17 protein-coding genes and 1 tRNA gene are annotated in these 19,916 nt (G+C 67.2%); 13 read left to right on the top strand and 5 right to left on the bottom strand.

The features are described from left to right. Nucleotides 1-19: 19 nt before the first annotated feature. Nucleotides 20-931, bottom strand: a complete 912-nt coding sequence (locus WKR98_RS26610) for a LysR family transcriptional regulator (protein ID WP_341435112.1) — start codon at nucleotides 929-931, stop codon at nucleotides 20-22. Nucleotides 932-1,106: 175 nt separating this feature from the next. Here WKR98_RS26610 and WKR98_RS26605 point away from each other — a divergent pair, with 175 nt between their 5' ends. The 7 genes from WKR98_RS26605 (at nucleotide 1,107) to WKR98_RS26575 (ending at nucleotide 7,180) form a co-directional block, all read left to right on the top strand. Next, nucleotides 1,107-2,234 (top strand): iron-containing alcohol dehydrogenase family protein, encoded by a 1,128-nt coding sequence (locus tag WKR98_RS26605; RefSeq protein WP_341435111.1) that lies wholly within the window; start codon nucleotides 1,107-1,109, stop codon nucleotides 2,232-2,234. Nucleotides 2,235-2,255: 21 nt separating this feature from the next. Then, nucleotides 2,256-3,146, top strand: a complete 891-nt coding sequence (locus WKR98_RS26600) for a TauD/TfdA dioxygenase family protein (RefSeq protein ID WP_341435110.1) — start codon at nucleotides 2,256-2,258, stop codon at nucleotides 3,144-3,146. A gap of 28 nt (nucleotides 3,147-3,174) precedes the next feature. After that, nucleotides 3,175-4,143: a tripartite tricarboxylate transporter substrate binding protein gene (locus WKR98_RS26595; RefSeq protein ID WP_341435109.1), complete on the top strand. Its 969-nt coding sequence runs from the start codon at nucleotides 3,175-3,177 to the stop codon at nucleotides 4,141-4,143. A 10-nt stretch (nucleotides 4,144-4,153) separates the two neighbouring features. After that, entirely contained in the window at nucleotides 4,154-5,329 is a 1,176-nt protein-coding gene (locus tag WKR98_RS26590; RefSeq protein WP_341435108.1) for an alpha-hydroxy acid oxidase, read from the top strand. A 15-nt stretch (nucleotides 5,330-5,344) separates the two neighbouring features. Further along, nucleotides 5,345-5,420: transfer RNA gene (locus WKR98_RS26585), tRNA-Ala, on the top strand. Nucleotides 5,421-5,630: 210 nt separating this feature from the next. Continuing rightward, complete coding sequence (locus WKR98_RS26580) at nucleotides 5,631-5,954, top strand: helix-turn-helix domain-containing protein (RefSeq protein WP_341435107.1); 324 nt, start codon at nucleotides 5,631-5,633, stop codon at nucleotides 5,952-5,954. Continuing rightward, a complete protein-coding gene (locus tag WKR98_RS26575) occupies nucleotides 5,951-7,180 on the top strand; it encodes a type II toxin-antitoxin system HipA family toxin (RefSeq protein ID WP_341435106.1) in 1,230 nt (409 codons plus the stop codon). Before WKR98_RS26580 ends, WKR98_RS26575 begins: the two co-directional genes overlap by 4 nt. Nucleotides 7,181-7,208: 28 nt before the next feature. Here the strand turns inward: WKR98_RS26575 and WKR98_RS26570 are convergent, their stop codons facing one another. Continuing rightward, nucleotides 7,209-8,309 (bottom strand): NAD(P)-dependent alcohol dehydrogenase, encoded by a 1,101-nt coding sequence (locus WKR98_RS26570; protein WP_124688614.1) that lies wholly within the window; start codon nucleotides 8,307-8,309, stop codon nucleotides 7,209-7,211. A 266-nt stretch (nucleotides 8,310-8,575) separates the two neighbouring features. On the opposite strand from WKR98_RS26570, the gene WKR98_RS26565 reads away from it, so the two are divergent. Further along, nucleotides 8,576-9,352: a ferredoxin--NADP reductase gene (locus tag WKR98_RS26565; protein ID WP_124688615.1), complete on the top strand. Its 777-nt coding sequence runs from the start codon at nucleotides 8,576-8,578 to the stop codon at nucleotides 9,350-9,352. A 6-nt stretch (nucleotides 9,353-9,358) separates the two neighbouring features. Here the strand turns inward: WKR98_RS26565 and WKR98_RS26560 are convergent, their stop codons facing one another. After that, nucleotides 9,359-9,847 carry an SRPBCC family protein gene (locus tag WKR98_RS26560; protein WP_341435105.1) on the bottom strand — a complete coding sequence of 163 codons (489 nt, stop codon included), beginning with the start codon at nucleotides 9,845-9,847 and terminating at the stop codon, nucleotides 9,359-9,361. A gap of 59 nt (nucleotides 9,848-9,906) precedes the next feature. Then, nucleotides 9,907-11,877 (bottom strand): APC family permease, encoded by a 1,971-nt coding sequence (locus tag WKR98_RS26555; protein WP_124688617.1) that lies wholly within the window; start codon nucleotides 11,875-11,877, stop codon nucleotides 9,907-9,909. 209 nt (nucleotides 11,878-12,086) lie between these two features. Between WKR98_RS26555 and WKR98_RS26550 the strand changes: the two genes are divergently transcribed. From WKR98_RS26550 to WKR98_RS26530, 5 genes are all read left to right on the top strand, one after another. Next, nucleotides 12,087-12,476, top strand: coding sequence for a Rid family detoxifying hydrolase (locus WKR98_RS26550; protein WP_124688618.1), 390 nt, complete (start codon nucleotides 12,087-12,089; stop codon nucleotides 12,474-12,476). A 13-nt stretch (nucleotides 12,477-12,489) separates the two neighbouring features. Continuing rightward, nucleotides 12,490-14,553: an ATP-dependent DNA helicase RecG gene (recG, locus tag WKR98_RS26545; RefSeq protein WP_341435104.1), complete on the top strand. Its 2,064-nt coding sequence runs from the start codon at nucleotides 12,490-12,492 to the stop codon at nucleotides 14,551-14,553. A 13-nt stretch (nucleotides 14,554-14,566) separates the two neighbouring features. Beyond that, nucleotides 14,567-15,511: a LysR substrate-binding domain-containing protein gene (locus tag WKR98_RS26540; protein ID WP_124688620.1), complete on the top strand. Its 945-nt coding sequence runs from the start codon at nucleotides 14,567-14,569 to the stop codon at nucleotides 15,509-15,511. A gap of 81 nt (nucleotides 15,512-15,592) precedes the next feature. Continuing rightward, entirely contained in the window at nucleotides 15,593-16,129 is a 537-nt protein-coding gene (locus tag WKR98_RS26535; protein WP_124688621.1) for a Dps family protein, read from the top strand. 199 nt (nucleotides 16,130-16,328) lie between these two features. Next, entirely contained in the window at nucleotides 16,329-17,966 is a 1,638-nt protein-coding gene (locus WKR98_RS26530; protein WP_124688622.1) for an AMP-binding protein, read from the top strand. A 33-nt stretch (nucleotides 17,967-17,999) separates the two neighbouring features. On the opposite strand, the gene WKR98_RS26525 is transcribed toward WKR98_RS26530, so the two are convergent. Continuing rightward, nucleotides 18,000-19,874 (bottom strand): hypothetical protein, encoded by a 1,875-nt coding sequence (locus WKR98_RS26525; protein WP_341435103.1) that lies wholly within the window; start codon nucleotides 19,872-19,874, stop codon nucleotides 18,000-18,002. Between the last annotated feature and the right edge of the window lie 42 nt (nucleotides 19,875-19,916).

Here is a 19,916-nt window from a genome sequence, read left to right as displayed (position 1 = left end):
AGTGTTTCCGTTTTGGAAACTATGAGGCGACGTCTTCCCAGCGCGGCTGGCTGAACCAGCCCTTCAGGAAATCCAGGAAGGTGCGCACGCGCAGCGGCAGGTTGCGGCGGCTGGGAAAGACCGCGTGGATCTCCAGTTCGGTCGGCTGGTAGTCCGTCAGCACGGCTTCGAGCCGGCCCTGGCGCAGGTCCTCGGACACCATGTAGGTGGGGTGCATGGAGATGCCGTGGCCGAGCAGGGCGGCATGCCGCAGGGGCTCGCCGAAGTTGGCGCGTATGGTTCCGCCCACCCTGACCGTCACCTTGCCGCCGGGTCCCTGGAAGGACCAGGCGTTGGTGGGCGACTTCAGCGCATGCACCATGCAGTCGTGGCGCGCGAGGTCCTCGACCGACGCCGGGTGGCCGCGCCGGGCCAGGTAGGCGGGCGCGGCCACCAGTACCTGCGGCACCCGGGCCAGCCGGTGCGAGACCTGGCTCGTGTCCTTGAGCGACGAGGCGATGCGCACCGACATGTCCAGCCCTTCGCCGACCAGGTCGGTGCGGCCGTCGTCCAGGTACATCACCACGCGGATGTCGGGGTGCGCGGCCGAGAACGCGGTGATCACCGGGACCAGGTGGAAGGCGCCGAACGAAGGCGGCGTACCCACGCGCAGCATGCCCTTGGGTTCCTTGACCGAGCGGCGCACGGCGGTCTCCACGCCTTCCATGTGCTCGAGCAGGTCGCGGCCATTCTCCAGCAGCGCCAGGCCGGACTCGGTCAGGCTCACGCTCTTGGTGGTGCGCTGGAGCAGTTGCACGCCCAGTTCCCGTTCGAGCCAGGCGATGTGCTTGGTGACGTTGCCCTTGGCCATGCCCAGCCGCTGGGCGGCGCCGGAAAAGCTCAGGCCCTGGGCGACCTCGATGAACACCTCGATGCAGCGCAGCTTGTCCAACGTGCCTCCCGATTGGGCATGAGTCTGTTTTCGTTCTGGAAACGATGATTTCCCGGTTGGATTCTATCGCGACCTGAGTCGCGTCGATACACTGCGACCGCATCGCCGATGCCCATCGTTCACGAGCATGACACCAGGCCCCTTTGCGTTTCCCGCAGCTTTCCAGTCGCATTCCTTGCTGACGCGCGTGGTGTTCCGGCCGGGCGCGGTGGACGAGGCCGGGCCGGAGCTGGCGAGCTTGGGCGCGCGCCGTCCGCTGCTGCTGGCCAGCCGCCGGTCGCGAACCATGCCGCAATACGGCCGGCTGGTTGATGCGCTGGGCGACCGCGCCGCGCAAAGCGTCGACGTGCCGCCGCATTCCTCGGTCGACACCGTCGAACGCGTGGCGCACGACATCGCGAAACACGAGGCCGACTGCCTGGTCGCCTTCGGCGGCGGCAGCGTCATCGACACGGCCAAGGCCGCCGCGCTGCTGGCGGCCGAAGGAGGAGAACTGGCGCGGCATGCCACGCGCTTCACGCCTCCGGATACGGTGCAGGTGCCGGCGCTGCGCCGCGCGAAGCTGCCCATCCTGGCCGTGCCGCTGACCGCCTCGGGCGCGGAGATGACGCCCTCGTTCGGCATCGCGCATGGCCCCGGCAAGCTCTTGTTCCGGGACGAGCGCTGCGCCTGCCGCGTGGTGCTGGTGGACCCGGCCCTGAATGCGGAAGTGCCGGCGCGGATCGTGCTCGACTCCGGCCTGAACGGTCTCGCGCATTGCCTGGAGGGCCTGTATTCCCGCCAGCGGTCGCCCTACGCGACGGCGCTGGCGCTGGAAGGCCTGGCGCGCTTCGCGGCGGCGCTGCCGGCCGTGGCCAGGCGGCCTCGCGACGCCGGAGCGCGCGGCGAGCTGCTGGTGGCCGCCAACCTGGGGGGCATGGTGCTGGCCTCGGCGGGCAGCTGCCTGCACCACGCGCTGTGCCATGTGCTGGGCAGCCGCTGCGGCGTTGCCCACGGCGCGGCCAACGCGGTGATGCTGCCGTTCGTGGCGGACTACAACCTGCCGGCCGCGGGCGCCGAACTGGCCATGGCGGCCGCGGCGCTGAGCGCAGGACGCGAGACCCGGCCCGAAGCGGTGGCGGGCAGCCTGCGGGACTTGGGGCAAGCGGTGGGCGCGCCATCGCGGCTGCGCGACCTGGGCGTGGCGGCCGAGACGCTGCCCGAGGTGGCGCGGCACGCGCTGGGCGAAAGAGGGCTGGCATTGAATCCGCGCCGGGTGGCCGGCGAGGACGAATTGCGGCAGTTGCTGGAGGCCGCCTGGTAGCGGCTCCGGACGATCGCACTCATGGAGAAAGGAATGATCAAGGTGGTGGAAAGCGGCCAGAGCCTGGGCGCGCGGATCGAGAACCTGGACTTGTCCCGTCCGCTGGACGACGCGCAGTTCCGGCAGGTCGAGCAGTTGCTGGGACGTCATGGCGTGTTGAGTTTTCCCGGGCAGGACCTGACCCCCGCGCACTTGCGGTCCTTCGCCGCGTGCTTCGGCACGCTGGAGGTCAACGTGGCCAACAGCTACCAGGAGCCGGGCATGCCCGAGGTCATGATCCTGTCCAACATGGTGGAGGACGGCAAGCCCGTGGGGCTGGCCGATGCCGGGCAGGACTGGCACACCGACATGTCCTACAGCAGGATGATCGCCTTCGCCAACATCCTGTACGGCATCCGCATACCCGTGCGCGGCGGCGAACCGCTGGGCTGCACCGAATTCAGCAATATGCACGCCGCCTACGACGCGTTGCCCGAGGGCCTGCGGCAGCGGCTGGACGGCATGACCGTGCTGCACGACTTCAACAAGTTCTGGGAAATGATGCGGCGGGAAAAAGGCAGCCAGCGTCCGCCGCTGACCGAGGCGCAGCGCCGCGCCAAGCCTCCGGTCTCGCATCCCGTCTTCCTGACCCATCCCATCACCGGGCGCAAGGTGCTGTATGCCAACCCCGGGTACGCGGTGCGCATCAACGAGCTGCCCGAGCACGAAAGCGACGAGATCCTGGCCTTCCTGTTCGCCCACCAGTTGCAGCCCGCCTTCCGCTATCGCCATCGCTGGGCGGTGAAAGACGTATTGATGTGGGACAACATGGGGACCATCCACAATGCCGTGGCCGACTATGGCCCGGACGAGCCCCGCCTGATCAAACGCTGCCAGGTCATGGCCGACCGGTATTTCGCTGCGGCGGCATGACGCTGGAGATCACGAGGAGGAGACCCCAATGAAAAAGACATCGACACTGTTGCTGGCCGCCACGCTGGCCGCCGCCGCGGGATCGGCCGCCGGCGCCTATCCGGACCGGCCCATACGCATGATCGTCGGCTTCGCGGCCGGCGGCCCCACCGACGTGATCGCCCGGGTGCTGGCGCAGGAAATGACGCGTTCGCTGGGGCACCCCGTGGTGGTGGAGAACAAGGCGGGCGCCAATTCGCTGATCGCCACGCGCGAGGTGGCGGCGGCCGGGGCGGACGGATACACCGTGCTGTTCGCCTCGCTGTCGCACAACGTCAACTGGCTCCTGTTAGGTGCCAAGGCGGGCTACGACCCGCTGAAGGACTTCACGCCGATTTCCAACGGGGCATCGCTGCCCATGGTCGCGGTCACCGCCTACTCGTCGCCGATCCAGTCCATGAAGCAGTTGATCGAGCAGGCGCGCGCCAGGCCGGACACCATCAGCTATGGTTCCGCGGGCAACGGCGGGTCGGCCCACCTGGCGGGCGCGATGCTGTCGACCATGGCCAAGGCGCGCATGATCCACGTGCCGTTCCGCGGCAACGGTCCGGCGTTGACCGAGGTCATGGCGGGGCGCGTCTCGTTCATGTTCTATCCCATCATAGGCGTGGCCGCCAACGTCCAGGAGAAGCGCCTGAAAGTGCTGGCGGTGGGGACGCCGCAGGCCGGCGCCGAGTTTCCCGGCGTGCCCACGATGGCCGACGTCGGCTTCCCCGATTTCCAGGACACCGCGCCATGGGTGGGACTGCTGGCGCCGGCCGGCACGCCGCAGCCGGTGGTGCTGAAGCTGAACCAGTCCATGGTCGAGGCGCTGCGGCAGCCCGACGTGCGGAAGCGCCTGAAGGAACTGGGGGCGGAGGTCATCGGCGATACGCCCGAGGCGTTCGGCAAGTTCCTGGTCCAGGACCAGAAGCGCTGGGCCGAGGTGATCAAGGCCGCCGGCATCACGGCGGAATAGGCGCGGGGCCATGACCGGACTGCCACGTGCCCACAGCATCGAAGACCTGCGCCGCGCATCGCGGCGCCGCCTGCCCCGCGCCATTTTCGATTTCTTCGACGGCGGCGCCGAAGACGAACAGACGCTGGCCGATAATTGCGCGGCCTTCCGCCGGGTACGGCTGGCACCGCGCGCGTTGGTCGACGTATCGGCGGTGGACCCCGGCGCGCAGGTACTGGGCGCCCCGTCCAGCCTGCCGCTGGCCGTCGCGCCCACCGGCGCGGTGGGGTTCGGCCGCCGCGGCGGCGACATCGCCATCGCCCGCGCGGCCGCCCGGGCGGGTGTGCCCTATACGCTGTCGACCTCGGCCACCGCCTCGATCGAGCAGATCGCCGATGCCGCGCCGGGACGCCTGTGGTTCCAGGCCTACATCCTGCGCCACCGGCCGCTGCTGGAGTCGCTGATCGCCCGTGCGCGGGCGGCGGACTACGAAGGCCTGATGATCACCGTCGACCTGCCCGTGGGCGGCAAGCGCGAGCGCGACTTCCGCAACGGCCTGTCCTTCCCGTTCCACTACACCGCGCGCAACCTGCGCGACTTTGCCAGCCGGCCGGCCTGGGCGCTGGACATGCTGTGCCGCGGCCTGCCCGTGATGGAAAGCCTGAAGGGCCTGGAAGCGCCCGGCGCCGACGCCACGCGCCTGGCCTCGTCGGTGGGCCGCAGCTACGATCCCTCGTTCGACTGGGCGCGCCTGGAGGCCCTGCGCGACCTGTGGCCGCGCAAGCTGATCGTGAAGGGCGTGCTGCGTCCGGACGACGCCGACAGGCTGGCGCGCCTGGGCTGCGACGCCGTGGTCGTGTCCAACCACGGCGGCCGGCAGCTGGACGGCGCCGCGGCGACGCTGGACGCGCTGCCCGGTGTGGCGCAGGCCGCCGCCGGCCGCATGGAAGTGCTGGTGGATGGCGGTGTACGGCGCGGCGGCGACATCCTGAAGGCGCTGGCGCTGGGGGCCAACGCCGTGCTGGTGGGGCGGGCCACGCTGTGGGGGGCGATCGCCGCAGGCGAGGCGGGCGCCGTTCGGGCACTGGACATCCTGCGGGAAGAGTTCCAGCGCGGCATGCAGCTTTGCGGTGCCCGCCGCGTGGCGGAGATCGGTCCGGACCTGCTGTTCCAGGCGCCACGCACGTATCAAAAAAATACGGTATAGTTGCGGTCTGCACGTGGGGCGGTAGCTCAGCTGGGAGAGCGTCGCGTTCGCAATGCGAAGGTCGGGAGTTCGATCCTCCTCCGCTCCACCAGGGTTTCATTCAAAAACGACGTACTGCATCTTGCGATGCGGACGTCGTTTTTGTTTTGGGCGAGCCTCTGATTTAATGTAATGAATATGATGCATTAAATGAGTTTCTTCTTTTAATGTCTCGAATAAGAGATATGGGCTTGTGACAGCGTAGTGTTTTATATACGATTCATTATCTATGATTTCGCCAATAATGTTCCGGATATAGAACATGAACCTTGCCGAGCTGGGAGAAGCCTTCCGTAGTGCCCGGATGGCGGCCGATCTGACTCAACAGCAGGTCGCCGAGATGAGCGGCGTGGCGCGCGGCCGCATCAGCATGTTCGAGACGGGGGCCTTGCCCGAAATCGGCGCCGTCAAGATGCTGAGCCTTTTCGATGCCGTGGGGCTGGAGTTGATCGCGCGTCGGCCAGGGCATCAGCGCACGCTCGACGACGTCCTGGCCGAGCCTGCCGAGGCGGGCGATATCCCCACGCGCCAGCGGGTGCGCAAGCGTTTCGCGCGCGGTCCGAAAGCGACGAAGCGCCAGCCATGAGCCGCGCGACGCTCGATGTCCATGTGAGCGGCGAACTGGTGGGAACGCTTGCCGAGGAAGCCGCCCGGTATGTCTTCGGCTACCTGCCCGACGTGCCGCCGAATCGCTTCGTTTCGCTGCTCATGCCGGTGCGCGCGGCGTCGTACGACTGGAAGACGCTGCATCCCTTCTTCCAGATGAATCTGCCCGAGGGGTTCAAGAAGAATCTGATGATCCGCCGCCTGGGCCCGCATGCCGACGTCAGCGATTTCGGTCTGCTTGCGCTGACGGGCGCCAACACGATCGGACGCGTCCAGGTGGTGCCGCGAGGCGCCACGCTTGCCGCGGCCTCCAGCAAGGCCGACATGGCGGGATTGCTCGCGTCGGCCAATTCGCGGGAAAACCTGTTGCGGCTGCTGGAAGGCGGGGTGGCGGAAGGGGTGTCCGGCGTCATGCCCAAGGCGCTCGTGCGGCCCGAGGACAGGGCGACGGTCTGGACGGACGAGTTCATCCTGAAGACGGGTTTCGAGGATCTGCCGGGACTCGCGATCAACGAGTTCCTTTGCCTGGAAGTCGCTCGTGCGGCCGGCCTCGAGGTGCCCGAGGCACGGCTGTCCGCCGACGGGCAGGTGCTGGCGGTACGGCGCTTCGACCGTACCGCGGACGGTCGGATGCTGGCGGTCGAGGATTACTGCGCGCTCAAGCCCAATGACGCCGTCAACAAGTACAAGGGGACGCTGGAGGATCTGGCCAGGCTCACCCGTGCCTACGTGCCGCGCGCGGCATTCAAGGATGCGGCGCGTCGCCTCTATGTGTTGATATTGCTGAATTACGCCATCCGCAATGCCGATGCGCATCTGAAGAATTTCGCACTGGTCTATACCGATATCGACGATGTCCGGCTGGCGCCGGTCTACGACGTCCTGAGCAGCACCGTCTATCCGAGATTCGCGACGAGCCTGCCTGCGCTGCCCTTGCAGGGCAAGCGCGTGTGGGCGTCGGGCAGCATGCTGGCGATCTACGGGGCCACGTGGCTGGGCCTGAGCAAGGCGGACATGGACGAAGCGCGCGAACGGATCACGCAAGCCGTGCACGGGATCGCGCCGATGATCACCGACCATGCCGCGCGCTACCCGGGCTTTCGCGATGTCGCGCAGGGCATGCTGGCCGCCTGGGGTACCGGGCTGGCCGATATCAGGCCCGACGCCAAGCCTGGAAAAACCGTTCCCGTTCCATTGCGCGGATAGGCGCGGGGCACGCCTCGCGCCATATCCCTCAATGCGGCTTGACCGCCACCTTCAGCACATTGTCCCGCTGGTTTGCGAACAACTCGTAGGCCGCCACGATGTCGTCCAGCTTGAACTGGTGGGTCACCAGCAGCCCCAGGTCCAGGCGCCCGGATTCCAGCACGTTGATCAGCCGCCGCATCCGTTCCTTGCCGCCGGGGCACAGCGCGGTATTGATCTTGTGGTCGCCCAGTCCGGCGGCGAAGGCCGATAGCGGCAGGGTCAGGTCCTCGGCATAGACGCCCAGGCTGGACAGGGTGCCGCCCGGCTTGAGCACGCGCAGCGCGGACGCGAAGGTCGACTGGGTGCCCAGGGCCTCGATCGAGGCGTCCACGCCGCGGCCGCCGGTCAGCTTCATGATCTCGTCCACCACGTCGCATTCGCGGAAATTCAGCGCGACGTCCGCCCCCAGCCTGCGGGCGATGTCGAGCCGGTGCGGGTTCCCGTCGATGGCGATGATGGTCGTCGCGCCCGACAACCGGGCGCCGGCGGTGGCGCACAGGCCGATGGGGCCCTGGGCGAACACTGCCACGACGTCGCCGATGCGGATGTTGGCGTTCTCGGCGCCCTTGAAGCCGGTGGACATGATGTCCGGGCACATCAGCACCTGTTCGTCGGTCAGGCCGTCCGGGATGGGGGCGAGGTTGGCCTGGGCATCGGGCACCAGCACGTATTCCGCCTGGGTGCCGTCGATGAGGTTGCCGAAGCGCCAGCCGGCGGTGGCCTTGTAGCCGTGGCAGCCGCACAGGCCCTGCGGGACCAGGTAGCTGCCGTCCTGCGACGGCACGCCGTCCTGGGCGGCGTAGGAATTGAAATTGGGGCAGATGGCGCCGGCGATGACGCGCTGGCCTTCCCGGTAGCCGGCCACGGCGCTGCCGAGTTTCTCGATCACGCCCACCGGCTCGTGGCCCACGGTCAGGCCCGGCGCGACGGGGTATTCGCCTTTCAGGATGTGGATGTCGGTCCCGCAGATGGTCGTGGTGGTGATGCGGACCAGGGCGTCGTTCGGGCCCACGCCGGGGATGGGCTTGTCCGCGATCTCGATGCGCCCGGGCGCAACGAACACGGCGGCTTTCATCATGGCAGTCATCGTTCGGCCTCCGGAAGGTGAGGGGGATGGAACCATTACACAGGAGATCCGGGACAGTTTGATTGATCCAGGTCAGTCGCGGCCATGATGGGAAGGAAACAGCGGGTTACCCCGGCCGGCGGAAATATGCTTAAAACCCATGTTCATAAGATGCGGTCAATTTCGCCTTACTGCCCGCTAATCCGCATAAAATCTAAGGTTTACGTCCGACGGCCAGTCATGGTTTGGTAAACTGGCCCGACTATCTAGATGGGATCCGACAGGCCATGGCCGCTTTCAATACCGAACGCGTCACGAGCGTTCATCACTGGAACGAGACGCTTTTCAGCTTCAAGACCACGCGCGATCCCGCGCTGCGTTTCCATAACGGCCATTTCGTCATGATCGGCCTGGAGGTCGAGGGCAAGCCGTTGATGCGCGCCTACAGCATCGCCAGCGCCAACTACGAGGAACACCTCGAGTTCCTGAGCATCAAGGTGCCCAACGGTCCGCTCACGTCGCGCCTGCAGCACCTGAAGGAAGGCGATTCCATCCTGGTCAGCCGCAAGCCGGTCGGTACCCTGGTGGTGGACGACCTGCTGCCCGGCAAGAACCTGTATCTGTTCGGCACGGGCACGGGCCTGGCCCCCTTCATGAGCATCATCAAGGATCCCGACGTTTACGAGCGCTTCGAGAAAGTGGTGCTGGTGCACGGCGTGCGCTGGGTCAGCGAACTGGCCTATTCGGACTACATCGGCAGCGAACTGCCGGGCAACGAATATTTCGGCGACATGGTGCGCGACAAGCTGATCTACTATCCCACGGTCACGCGCGAGCCGTTCCGCAACCAGGGCCGCATCACCGATCTGCTGACCAGCGGCAAGCTGGCGGCGGACATCGGCCTGCCTCCCATCAATCCCGAGCATGACCGCGCCATGCTGTGCGGCAGCCCGCACATGCTGGCCGACGTCACCGCCATCCTGGACGGCCTGGGCTTCAAGGCGTCCGAGCACACCGGCCATGCCGGGGACTACGTGGTCGAGCGCGCCTTCGTCGAGAAGTAATCCGGATCAGTGCACGAGCCGGCCGGACTCGGCCAGCTCCCGGATGCGCTGGACCGTGTCCATGTCGGCGGCGATGTAGGCCTGCTTGCGCAGGGCCACCACGGTTTCGTCCAGCTCGCTGTGGCCTTCCTGCAGGTCCAGTTCGTAGATGAAGCGCAGGAACAGCACGTCGGGCTCGGGTTCCTCGATGCGGACCGTGGCTTCGCTGCGCGGCCACAGTTCGGTGGCGGTGGCCAGCACCCTGACCTGCCGTATGGGCGTCAGCGTGACCTCGTCGTGGACCTGGAACGGTCCGAAGTCGAGCACGCGCTTGAGCACGGTGTGCTCCTGCCCGACCGCTTCCGCCTCGATGGTGCAGCTTTCCAGCCCCATGACGAATTCCGTGGGCTCGTGGGCCCGGATGAACAGCCCGCGCCAGATCTGCTCGCGGGTGAGCGGCGTCAGCAGGGGGACGAGCGGGTCGTTGATCTGGATGAGGTGTTCGAAGCGAAGCATGGAGAGCGCGGTTCCCGGAGTGTTCTCCTAAGGATACCGCGCTCCGGCGCGCCCGGGCGCTAGTCGATCAGCATGGGCAGCACCATCAGTTGCTGGCCGTTGACGTGCATGCGCCGTTGCAGCGAGTTGATCGCCTGGTTGTGCAGCAGGCGGGTGACGAAATTCTCGCGCTTGAACACCAGCTTGCTGGCGAAGACGATGGTGTTGGGATATTCCTGCAGGACTTCGGTGATTTCCTTTTCCAGGGTCCGCACGGCGTCGGTGCCGAAGCGGAGGCGGCTGGTCGCGGCCATGCCGTAGCTGTTGCAGAAACGCTCGAAGAATTTCAGCGAGGTCGTCGCCTGGAGCTTCATCGCCTCCATCGCTTCCGGGCCGCCGTAGACCTGCGCGTCCACGGTCCGTGCGTTGATGAAGATGAAGTTCTTGAAGTGATCGGGGAACATGCGCTGCACCCACAGCAGCGCGTGCAGGCCGCCGCCGCGGCTGGAGCCGACCAGGAAGGCGGCCGTGGGGGCGTAGGGGTCGAGCGCGGGCGGCGAGCAGTCCGAGCCGAAGGCCTGGTCGGCGAAGATGTCGTCGATCGCGGCGATGCGGCGCCGCGTTTCCCGGTAGTGCGACCGTATCCCCAGGCAGATGAGGATCAGCACGCTGGTGATGAGCAGCGTGGCCCAGCCGCCTTCGAAGAATTTCTCGACGATGGTGACGACCAGGATGGAACTGGTGATGGTGACGGCCACCAGCGACAGGGCCAGGCGCTGCCGCCAGTGCTTCTTGTGCAGGGGCTTGTGGCGGTTGCGTATCCAGAAGAGCGACAGGCCCGCCAGCGACAGCGTGAAGGTCAGGAACACGTTGATCGAATACAGCACCACCAGGACGGATACCTTGCCGCCCGTCAGCAGCAGGATGGCGAAGGCGGAGATGCCCATCAGCAGGATGCCGTTCTCGGTAACGAGCCGGTTCGACAGGTAGCGGAAGCGGTGCGGCATCCAGGAGTCGGAAGCCATGTTGGACAGCACCGAGGGGCCGCCCAGGAAGCCGGTGTTGGCGGCTACGAACAACAGGCCCGCCTCGAAGGCCAGCACCACGGTCAGCGCCACGACCAGGTTGCCGCCGCCGAAGCCCATTTCACCGAGCACGTTGCCGAACACCACGGCGTTCAGCGTCTGGCCCTCCACCGGCGCCGCGTTCCACAGCAGGTACAGCAGTATGATGCCGCCGGCGGTGAAGGCCAGGCTGGTGGCCATCAGCAGCATGGTCGCCTTGCCGGTATGGACCACCGGCTCGGCCAGGCGATCGACGTTGTTGGAGACCGCCTCGATCCCGGTATAGGTGCCGCCGCCCAGCGAATAGGCCTTCAGGAACACCGCCAGCACGAAGAACCAGCCGGCCTCCTGTGAGAACTCGCGCACTTCCCGGATGGTGTCCGGAATCAGCAGCGGCAGGCCCTCGGCGTGGGCGAAGATGCCCCAGGCGATCAGGATGGCATGCGTGACCACGAAGCCGGCGAAGATGGGCAAGAGGACCTTGATGCTTTCCTTGGCGCCGCGCAGGTTCAGCCATATCAGCAGGAGCACCATCACACAGGCGGTCCACAGCTTGAACGTCTGCCAGCTTGCCGGCAGCAGCGAGAACAGCGCGTCGGTGCCGCTGGCCACGGAGATGGCGATGGTCAACACGTAGTCCACGATCAGCGCCGACCCGGACACCAGCCCGGCCGTGGGACCCAGGAGCGCGGTCGAGACCCGGTAGCCGCCGCCGCCGGTGGGGAACAGCTCGATGACCTGGTTGTAGGCAAGCGCGACGACGAACACCGTGATGGCGGTGGCGATGGCCAGGAAGAGGGCGAGGTGGGTATGGGAGCCCAGCGCGCGGAAAGCTTCCTCGGGGCCGTAGGACGAGGAAGACAGGCCGTCCGCGCCCAGTCCCACCCAGGCCAGGAAGGCCGCCAGCGCGAGGGAATGCCGGGTGTCCGGGGACAGCGGGTCCCGGGCCTTGCCCAGCAGACGCTCGCGCCATGAGGTTGCTTTCATACGAAGGGATTCCTGCTGCCTGGTGTCGGGTGGCTTCTTGATCGCGCGGCGCGCAGCGTACGCTTTTGGAGGAAATCGCGCTTTGAAGGCCATTCTAGCAACAGGGAAATTGTTACCCTGGGGCGGGGCAGGCACTATGACAAACGAATTTCTGATAGCTTTATGCATAGGCGCCCATGGGCGCGGATTCCCCATTCCTCGAGGCAAGCATGAGCAAGCAGATCATCCACACCGATGCCGCGCCGGCGGCCGTCGGCCCGTATTCCCAGGCCGTGGCCGTACCCGCTTCCGGCAAGACCGTCTATCTGTCGGGCCAGATCGGGCTGATTCCCGCCACCGGCCAACTGGAGACGGGCAGTTTCGAGGCCCAGGTGCGCCAGGCCTTCGCCAACATGGAAGCGGTGGTGCGCCAGGCGGGCGGCACGCTGGACCAGGTCGTCAAGCTGACGCTGTTCCTGACCGATCTGTCCAAGTTCGGCACGGCCAACGACATCATGGCGCAATTGATCCCCCAGCCTTTCCCCGCCCGCTCCACGGTGGGCGTGGCTGCCTTGCCCAAGGGCGCCGAGTTCGAGGTCGAGGCGATCCTGGTCATCTGATCCGGGTCCAGCCATGAGCGCGCGCACCGCCGCCCAGGACGAGGCCGAGCTGACGCCGCAGCAGCGCAAGATGCGCAAGCTCGGGCTGCGCGTCGCGGACGACTTCGTCCTGCACCTGCCCATCCGCTACGAGGACGAGACGCAGCTGACGCCGATCAAGCGGCTGCTGCCGGGCATGTGGGCGCAGGTCGAGGGCGTGGTCACGCGCTGCGAGGTCACTTATCGTCCGCGGCGCCAACTGGTGGCCGCGATCGAGGACGACACCGGCGAACTCGCGCTGCGCTACCTGAATTTCTACCCCAGCCAGCAGAAGCAACTGGCGGTGGGGCGCCGCATCCGCGCGCGGGGCGAGGCGCGCGGCGGTTTCTTCGGCATGGAGATGGTGCATCCGCGTACCACGGTCGCCGACGGCGACACGCCCTTGCCCGACCGCCTGACGCCGGTTTATCCCACCACCGAGGGGCTGCCCCAGGCCACGCTGCGCAAGGCCATCGCCGCGGCGCTGGCGCAGGCGGACCTGCGCGACACGCTGCCGGAGGCGCTGCTGCAGCGCTATGGCCTGATGCCTTTCGGCCAGGCCGTGCGGCTGCTGCACGCGCCGCCGCCCGACGTGGCCACGCAGCCCCTGGTCGATCGCGCGCATCCGGCCTGGCTGCGCATCAAGTTCGACGAACTGCTGGCCCAGCAGTTGTCGCTGGCGCGGGCGCGCGCCGCCCGGCTGGACAAGCGGGCCCCGCCGCTGGCGCGCTCGACCGCGGCGGACGGACTGGTGGCGCGGCTGCTGCGCGCGCTGCCGTTCGAGCTGACCGGCGCCCAGCAGCGGGTGCGGAACGAGATCGCCGCCGACCTGACCCGGCCGCACCCCATGCAGCGGCTGCTGCAGGGCGACGTGGGCAGCGGCAAGACGGTGGTGGCGGCGCTGGCCGCCGCGCAGGCCATCGACAACGGCTATCAGGCGGCGCTGATGGCGCCCACCGAGATCCTGGCCGAACAGCATTTCCGCAAGCTGGTGGGCTGGCTCGAGCCGTTAGGTGTGAAGGTGGCCTGGCTGACCGGCAGCCTGACGCCCAAGGGCCGGCGCGAGGCGGCCGCGCTGATAGAAAGCGGCGAGGCGCCGCTGGCGGTGGGCACGCAGGCCCTGATCCAGCAGCACGTGCAGTTCGCGCGGCTGGGCCTGTCCATCGTCGACGAGCAGCACCGCTTCGGCGTGGGCCAGCGGCTGGCCCTGCGCAACAAGGGCGGCGAGGACGAGGTATTCCCCCACCAGTTGATGATGTCGGCCACGCCCATCCCCCGCACGCTGGCGATGACCTTCTTCGCCGACCTGGACGTCTCGGTCATCGACGAACTGCCGCCGGGCCGCGTGCCGGTCATCACCAAGCTGCTGTCGGATACGCGCCGCGACGAGGTGGTGGCGCGCATCCACGAGGCCGCCCGCACGGGCCGCCAGGTGTACTGGGTGTGTCCGCTGGTCGAGGAAAGCGAGACGCTGGAGTTGCAGACCGCCGTCGATACCTTCGAGACGCTGCGGCAGGCGCTGCCGGAACTGCGCGTGGGACTGGTGCACGGCCGGCTGCCGACCTCCGAGAAGGCGGCGGTCATGCAGGCCTTCAAGGACGGCGATCTCGACCTGCTGGTGGCCACCACCGTGATCGAGGTCGGCGTCGACGTGCCCAATGCCTCGCTCATGGTGATCGAGCACGCCGAACGCTTCGGCCTGGCGCAGTTGCACCAGTTGCGCGGCCGGGTAGGGCGGGGCGCGGCCGAATCGGTGTGCGTGCTGCTGTACCAGGCGCCGCTGTCGCAGGTCGCCAAGGCGCGGCTGCGCACCATGCACGAAACCACCGACGGCTTCGAGATCGCGCGGCGCGACCTCGAGCTGCGCGGGCCGGGCGAGTTCCTGGGCGTGCGGCAATCGGGCCTGGCGCTGATGCGGTTCGCCGACCTGGACGCCGACCTGGAGATCGCCGAGCAGGCGCACGATGCCGCCGCCCAATTGCAGGCGCACGCGCAGGACGTGGTGTCCGCCCACCTGGCGCGATGGATGCGCGGGCGGGAAGATTTCCTCAAGGCTTGAAAAGAGGCGAGAGATGACCCTGACAGAACTGAAGTACATCGTGGCGGTGGCGCGGGAGCGGCACTTCGGCCGTGCCGCCGAAGCCTGTTTCGTCAGCCAGCCCACGCTTTCGGTGGCCATCCGCAAGCTGGAGGACGAGCTGGGCGTGACGCTGTTCGAGCGGGGCGGCACCGAGGTGGGCGTGACCCCCATCGGCGAGCGCATCGTGGCCCAGGCCCAGAAGGTGCTGGAGGAAAGCGCCAACCTGAAGGAGATCGCCAAGCAGGGGCATGATCCCTTGTCCGGCGCGCTGCGGGTGGGCGTGATCTACACCATCGGCCCCTATCTGCTGCCGCAACTGGTGCCGCGCCTGATCGAGAGCGCGCCGCAGATGCCGCTGCTGCTGCAGGAATATTTCACCACGCGGCTGCTGGAGCTGCTGCGCCAGGGCGAGATCGATTGCGCCATCATGGCCCTGCCGCTGCCCGACGCCGGGCTGACCATCCAGCCGCTGTACGACGAGCCCTTCGTGGTGGCCGTGCCCAAGGGGCATCCCCTGGCCAGCCGCAGCCACGTCAAGGCCGAGGAACTCAAGAGCGAAACCATGCTGCTGCTGGGCACGGGCCATTGCTTCCGCGACCAGGTGCTGGAGGTCTGTCCCGAGCTGTCGCGCTTTTCGGCGACCACCGAAGGCATCCAGCGGACCTTCGAGGGATCGTCGCTGGAGACCATCCGGCACATGGTGGCCTCGGGCATAGGCATCACGGTGCTGCCGATGTCGTCGATCCCGGCCCAGCCCGACGACCGCGACCTGCTGCGCTACATTCCCTTCGAGGCACCGGTGCCCGACCGGCGCGTGGTGCTGGCATGGCGCAAGAGCTTCCCGCGCACGGCCGCCATCGACACCCTGATCGCCGCGATCCACGACTGTCGGCTGAACGGCGTGACCATGCTGGAGGCCAGCGCGCAGACGGCCTGAGGCCACGGCGCTTGTCATGCCGCGATTCATCCCAATCTAGTATCCTGTGACGTCGGTTTCGACTTTGACAAGGAGTCAGCTATGGTGAAGAAAGCAACTGCCAAGAAACCCGCAAGCAATGGTGGCGCGGCCCGTTCGGCCGCCGGTGCGCTGCGCATCGACATCGGCATCTCGGACAAGGACCGCGCCGCGGTGGCCGGGGGCTTGTCCAAGCTGCTGGCCGATACCTACACGCTCTACCTGATGACGCACAACTTCCACTGGAACGTGACGGGGCCGATGTTCAACACCCTGCATGCCATGTTCATGACCCAGTACACCGACCTGTGGAACTCCATCGACGACGTGGCCGAGCGCATCCGCGCGCTGGGACACGTCGCGCCGGGCACCTACCGCGAGTTCGCCAAGCTCACCACGATCAGCGAACCGGCCGACGTGCCCGAGGCGCTGGAAATGGTGCGCCAGCTGGTGGTGGGGCACGAGGCGGTGGCCAAGACCGCCCGCAACATCCTCAAGGTGGCCGACGCCGCCAGCGACGAGCCGACCGCCGACCTGCTGACCCAGCGCCTGGAATTCCACGAGAAGACCGCCTGGATGCTGCGCAGCCTGCTGCAATAACCCCGAGGCCCGGGCGCCGTTCCCGGCGCCGTGTCATGGAAATCCCTGCCTCGCGGGCGACGCGATGCAGGGATTTTTTTCTAGGTTCTTTCCCTGCCTGGATGCGGAAAATTATTTGAGGTTTAAAAATTTTAAGTTAAATTAATCTTCGACCCGTCACTGCCGGCCGCGAGGCCGCGCATACCGCTGGAGACCACTCATGGAACGCTCGGGGCATCTCGATACCTTTGCGCGCGATCATCTTCCGCCGCCCGAGGCCTGGCCGGCATTCCTGCTCGATCATCCCGCCGTCCGCTATCCCGCCCGCTTGAACTGCGCGGCCGAGTTGGTCGACGGCGCGGTGGCGGCGGGGCACGGCCAGCGTCCGGCCATCTGGACGGTGACCGACGGCAAGCCGTCTGCCATCACCTATCTCGAACTGCAGCAGCGGGTGGACCGCCTGGCGCGCGTCCTGGTCGAGGACATGGGCCTGGTGCCCGGCAACCGGGTCCTGCTGCGCGGACCGAACAATCCGGCCATGGCGACCGCCCTCTTGGCCACGATCAAGGCGGGTCTGGTGGCGGTGCCCACCATGCCGCTGCTGCGCGCGGTGGAACTCAAGCCCGTCATCGACAAGGCGCAGGTCAGCGCGGCGCTGTGCGACGTGCGCCTGCGCGACGAGATCGACGCCTGCATGCGGCCCGGCCCCACCCAATGCCCCACGTTGGCACAGGCTCGCTTTTTCAACGACGACGGTCCTGAGTCGCTGGAGACCCTGGCGCGTGGCAAGGCCGTACCTTTCCCCGCCTGCGATACGGCCAGCGACGACGTCTGCCTGATCGCCTTCACCAGCGGCACCACGGGCAGCCCCAAGGGCTGCATCCACTTCCACCGCGATGTGCTGGCGATGTGCGATCTGTTCCCGCGCTCGATATTGCAGGCCACGCCCGACGACATTTTCTGCGGCACGCCGCCGCTGGCGTTCACCTTCGGCCTGGGCGGCATGCTGTGCTTCCCACTGCGCGCCGGCGCTTCCACCGTGCTGTCCGAGAAGCTGACTCCGGCCTCGCTGCTGGAAACCATCCAGGCCACCCGCGCCACCATCGTCTTCACCGCGCCCACCTTCTACCGCCAGATGGCGGCGCTGGCATCGGGCTACGACATCTCCAGCCTGCGCCATTCCGTCTCGGCCGGCGAGGCCCTGCCCGACGCCACGCGCCAGAGCTGGAAGCAGGCCACCGGCGTGGAAATGACCGACGGCATCGGCAGTACCGAGATGATCCACATCTTCATCTCCAGCGCCGGCCAGGACGTGCGCCGGGGCGCCATCGGCAAGGTGGTGCCCGGCTACGAGGTCTGCATCGTCGACGAATCCATGCAGCCGCTGCCGCCTCGCACCGTCGGCCGCCTGGCCGTGCGCGGCCCCACCGGCTGCAAATACCTGGCCGACGATCGCCAGGCCAACGCCGTGCGCCAGGGATGGAACCTGACCGGCGATTCCTTCATGATGGACGAGGACGGCTACCTGTATTACCAGGCCCGCACGGACGACATGATCATCTCGGCCGGCTACAACATCGCCGGCCCCGAGGTCGAAAGCGCCTTGCTCCAGCACGAGGCCGTGGCCGAATGCGGCGTGATCGGCGTTGCGGACGACGAGCGAGGCCAGGTCGTCACCGCCTTCGTCGTGCTGCGTCCCGGCTTCGCGCCTGGAGACGATCTGGCCAAGATTCTCCAGGAGCACGTCAAGCGCACCATCGCTCCCTACAAGTACCCGCGCGTCATCCGCTTCGTCGATGCCTTGCCCCGTACCGAAACGGGCAAGCTCAAGCGTTTCGCGCTGCGCGGGCTGAACTAGCGGTGTCCGGGGCCCGGCAGGGCCCCGCCGCTGTTATTGGCAGGTGGTCACGTTCGTGACCTCGACCACGGCTTCCCGCACGTCGCAGGCCAGCTTGCGCGGCAGGTCGCCGGTTTCGGTGCAATTGCCCATGCCGTTGTAGGCCCAGATCGACCCGGTCATTCCCGTGCCGGGACGGTCGGCGGGGCAGCGGGCTTCGAAATGCACCGTGATGCAGTTGGCGACCTTGGGCTGCACGCGGGGCCGGATGCCGATCACCGAGGGCAGTCCCCCCTTGGCGGGGCATTGGGCCGCCTGCAGGCGTATGGCGCGCCGCTCGGCGGCGAGATGATTCAGCAGCGCCTGGGTCCGGCGCTCCTGTTCCTGGCGGGCGAGCTCCGCCTTCCTGCGGGTTTCTTCCTCGCGCTGTTTTTCCTTGGCCTGCCTGGCCTGTTCCGCGGCGCGGGCTTCTTCGGCCTTGCGCTGTTCTTCCTGCTTGCGCTGGGCTTCTTGCAGACGCCGGGCCTCCTGGGGGTTTGCCGCCGGCGTCGCGGCTGCGGTCCGTTGCGGCGCGGACGAGGCGGGGAACGTCGGGGAGGGGGCCGCGCGGGCCTGCGCCGCCGCGGCGTTCGCCGCCATGATCCGGTCGGCGCGCTCGGCGGCTTCGCGCTCGCGCTGCTGTTTCTGCTGCCCGATCTGCCGCAGTTTCTGGTTCAGGTTGCGTTCGAAGTCCTGCGATTGCTGCGCCATGCGCATGTTGGTCTGGTTGGCCTGTTGGAAGCCGCTGGCCAGGCCGCTCATGATCGCGTTCATCGTGGCCTGTGATTCGGCCGCCCGTTCGGCGGCGCGACGCTGGGCATATTCCCGGGCGCGTTCGCGCTCGATCCGGTCCTTTTCCCGGTTTTCCATGGCCGCGGCCAGGCGTTCGCGTGTCACGGGAAGGTAGATGTTGTTCCAGGTCGAGTACTCGTCATCGTCTGGATCCTGCGATCGTCCCATCATGCGGATGGAAGTGCCGCGGTTGGTGTAGACGTTGAGATAGTCGCCGTTGAAGGTGAAAATATTCTCCGTGCCCGTGTAGTGGTGAATCAGGCGATCGTCCGCAGTCAGCTCGAGCCGTCTGCTGTCGAACTCGTCGCCGGACCGGTTCGGCAGGCTCAGTGCGCGAAAAGCCTTGAGGTCGGTCTTGGAGGGCGGGCGGTAGATTTCCCGGCCAGGGCGCGATCCGTCGAGCAGGCTGTACTCCAAAACCAGGTTGCCTGCCTCGTCTTTGTCGACCTTGAGCAGGATGGTGCGGCCGACGAAGGTCTGGCCCACACTGTGTTCCCAGATGCCGAACGGTCCGGCGGCGCGCAACTGCTGGTAGGGAGAGCCCGGATCGAGGCTGACGGGAACGGTGCTGCCGTCGGGCAGGGTGTAGACGTCGCGGCGCAGCGGCTTGGGCGTCATGCTGAACGGGCCGATCGACGCCGCATAGGAAAAATGCGCCGCAGACTCGGTCAGGGTCAATTGCAGATCGTTGAGAGAGCCGTTCAATACCTGCATGCGACCACTCTGGTCGAAGCGGATGGTCGCCTCGTCGTCGCTGAACATGCCGGAGTTTTCGATCAGCACGTGGTAGGTGTCCTGGGTCGCCGTGGTGCGAACCAGGAGCCGGACCGAGTTGGCATGTACCAGGCGGTTGGCCGAGTAAAGGCTGATGGCCAGCGCTCTCTTGTCCGGTTCTGCCGCTACCCGCAACTGGTCGCCGTCGTCATTGACGTACAAGTGGCCGATGTAAGGCTGCAAAAAGCCCCATTGGATCTGTTGGAAGGCGGCCTGGGCCGCCGCGATGGCTTCGGGCGAACGGGCGGTATCCGCCGGGTCTGTCGTGGCGCAGCCGGCGAGGGCTGCGCATAGCAGCGCGGGTGCGAGCAGGAGTTTTCTCATGCGCGCATTCTAGGAATCGGAGGGTGGGCACGCATCACCCGA

The organism is Pigmentiphaga sp. YJ18 (assembly GCF_038066655.1).
Classification (GTDB): Bacteria; Pseudomonadota; Gammaproteobacteria; order Burkholderiales; family Burkholderiaceae_B; genus Pigmentiphaga.
Note: the sequence above shows the minus strand (reverse complement) of the source record. Positions and strands in the feature narration are given on the sequence as shown.

Coding starts and splice junctions, on each gene's coding strand:
- WKR98_RS26575 (WP_341435106.1), top strand. CDS start 5,951: ATGAGCCGCGCGACGCTCGATGTCCATGTGAGCGGCGAACTGGTGGGA.
- WKR98_RS26530 (WP_124688622.1), top strand. CDS start 16,329: ATGGAACGCTCGGGGCATCTCGATACCTTTGCGCGCGATCATCTTCCG.
- WKR98_RS26550 (WP_124688618.1), top strand. CDS start 12,087: ATGAGCAAGCAGATCATCCACACCGATGCCGCGCCGGCGGCCGTCGGC.
- WKR98_RS26570 (WP_124688614.1), bottom strand. CDS start 8,309: ATGACTGCCATGATGAAAGCCGCCGTGTTCGTTGCGCCCGGGCGCATC.
- WKR98_RS26565 (WP_124688615.1), top strand. CDS start 8,576: ATGGCCGCTTTCAATACCGAACGCGTCACGAGCGTTCATCACTGGAAC.
- WKR98_RS26555 (WP_124688617.1), bottom strand. CDS start 11,877: ATGAAAGCAACCTCATGGCGCGAGCGTCTGCTGGGCAAGGCCCGGGAC.
- WKR98_RS26560 (WP_341435105.1), bottom strand. CDS start 9,847: ATGCTTCGCTTCGAACACCTCATCCAGATCAACGACCCGCTCGTCCCC.
- WKR98_RS26580 (WP_341435107.1), top strand. CDS start 5,631: ATGAACCTTGCCGAGCTGGGAGAAGCCTTCCGTAGTGCCCGGATGGCG.
- WKR98_RS26600 (WP_341435110.1), top strand. CDS start 2,256: ATGGAGAAAGGAATGATCAAGGTGGTGGAAAGCGGCCAGAGCCTGGGC.
- WKR98_RS26540 (WP_124688620.1), top strand. CDS start 14,567: ATGACCCTGACAGAACTGAAGTACATCGTGGCGGTGGCGCGGGAGCGG.
- WKR98_RS26535 (WP_124688621.1), top strand. CDS start 15,593: ATGGTGAAGAAAGCAACTGCCAAGAAACCCGCAAGCAATGGTGGCGCG.
- WKR98_RS26525 (WP_341435103.1), bottom strand. CDS start 19,874: ATGAGAAAACTCCTGCTCGCACCCGCGCTGCTATGCGCAGCCCTCGCC.
- recG (WP_341435104.1), top strand. CDS start 12,490: ATGAGCGCGCGCACCGCCGCCCAGGACGAGGCCGAGCTGACGCCGCAG.
- WKR98_RS26590 (WP_341435108.1), top strand. CDS start 4,154: ATGACCGGACTGCCACGTGCCCACAGCATCGAAGACCTGCGCCGCGCA.
- WKR98_RS26595 (WP_341435109.1), top strand. CDS start 3,175: ATGAAAAAGACATCGACACTGTTGCTGGCCGCCACGCTGGCCGCCGCC.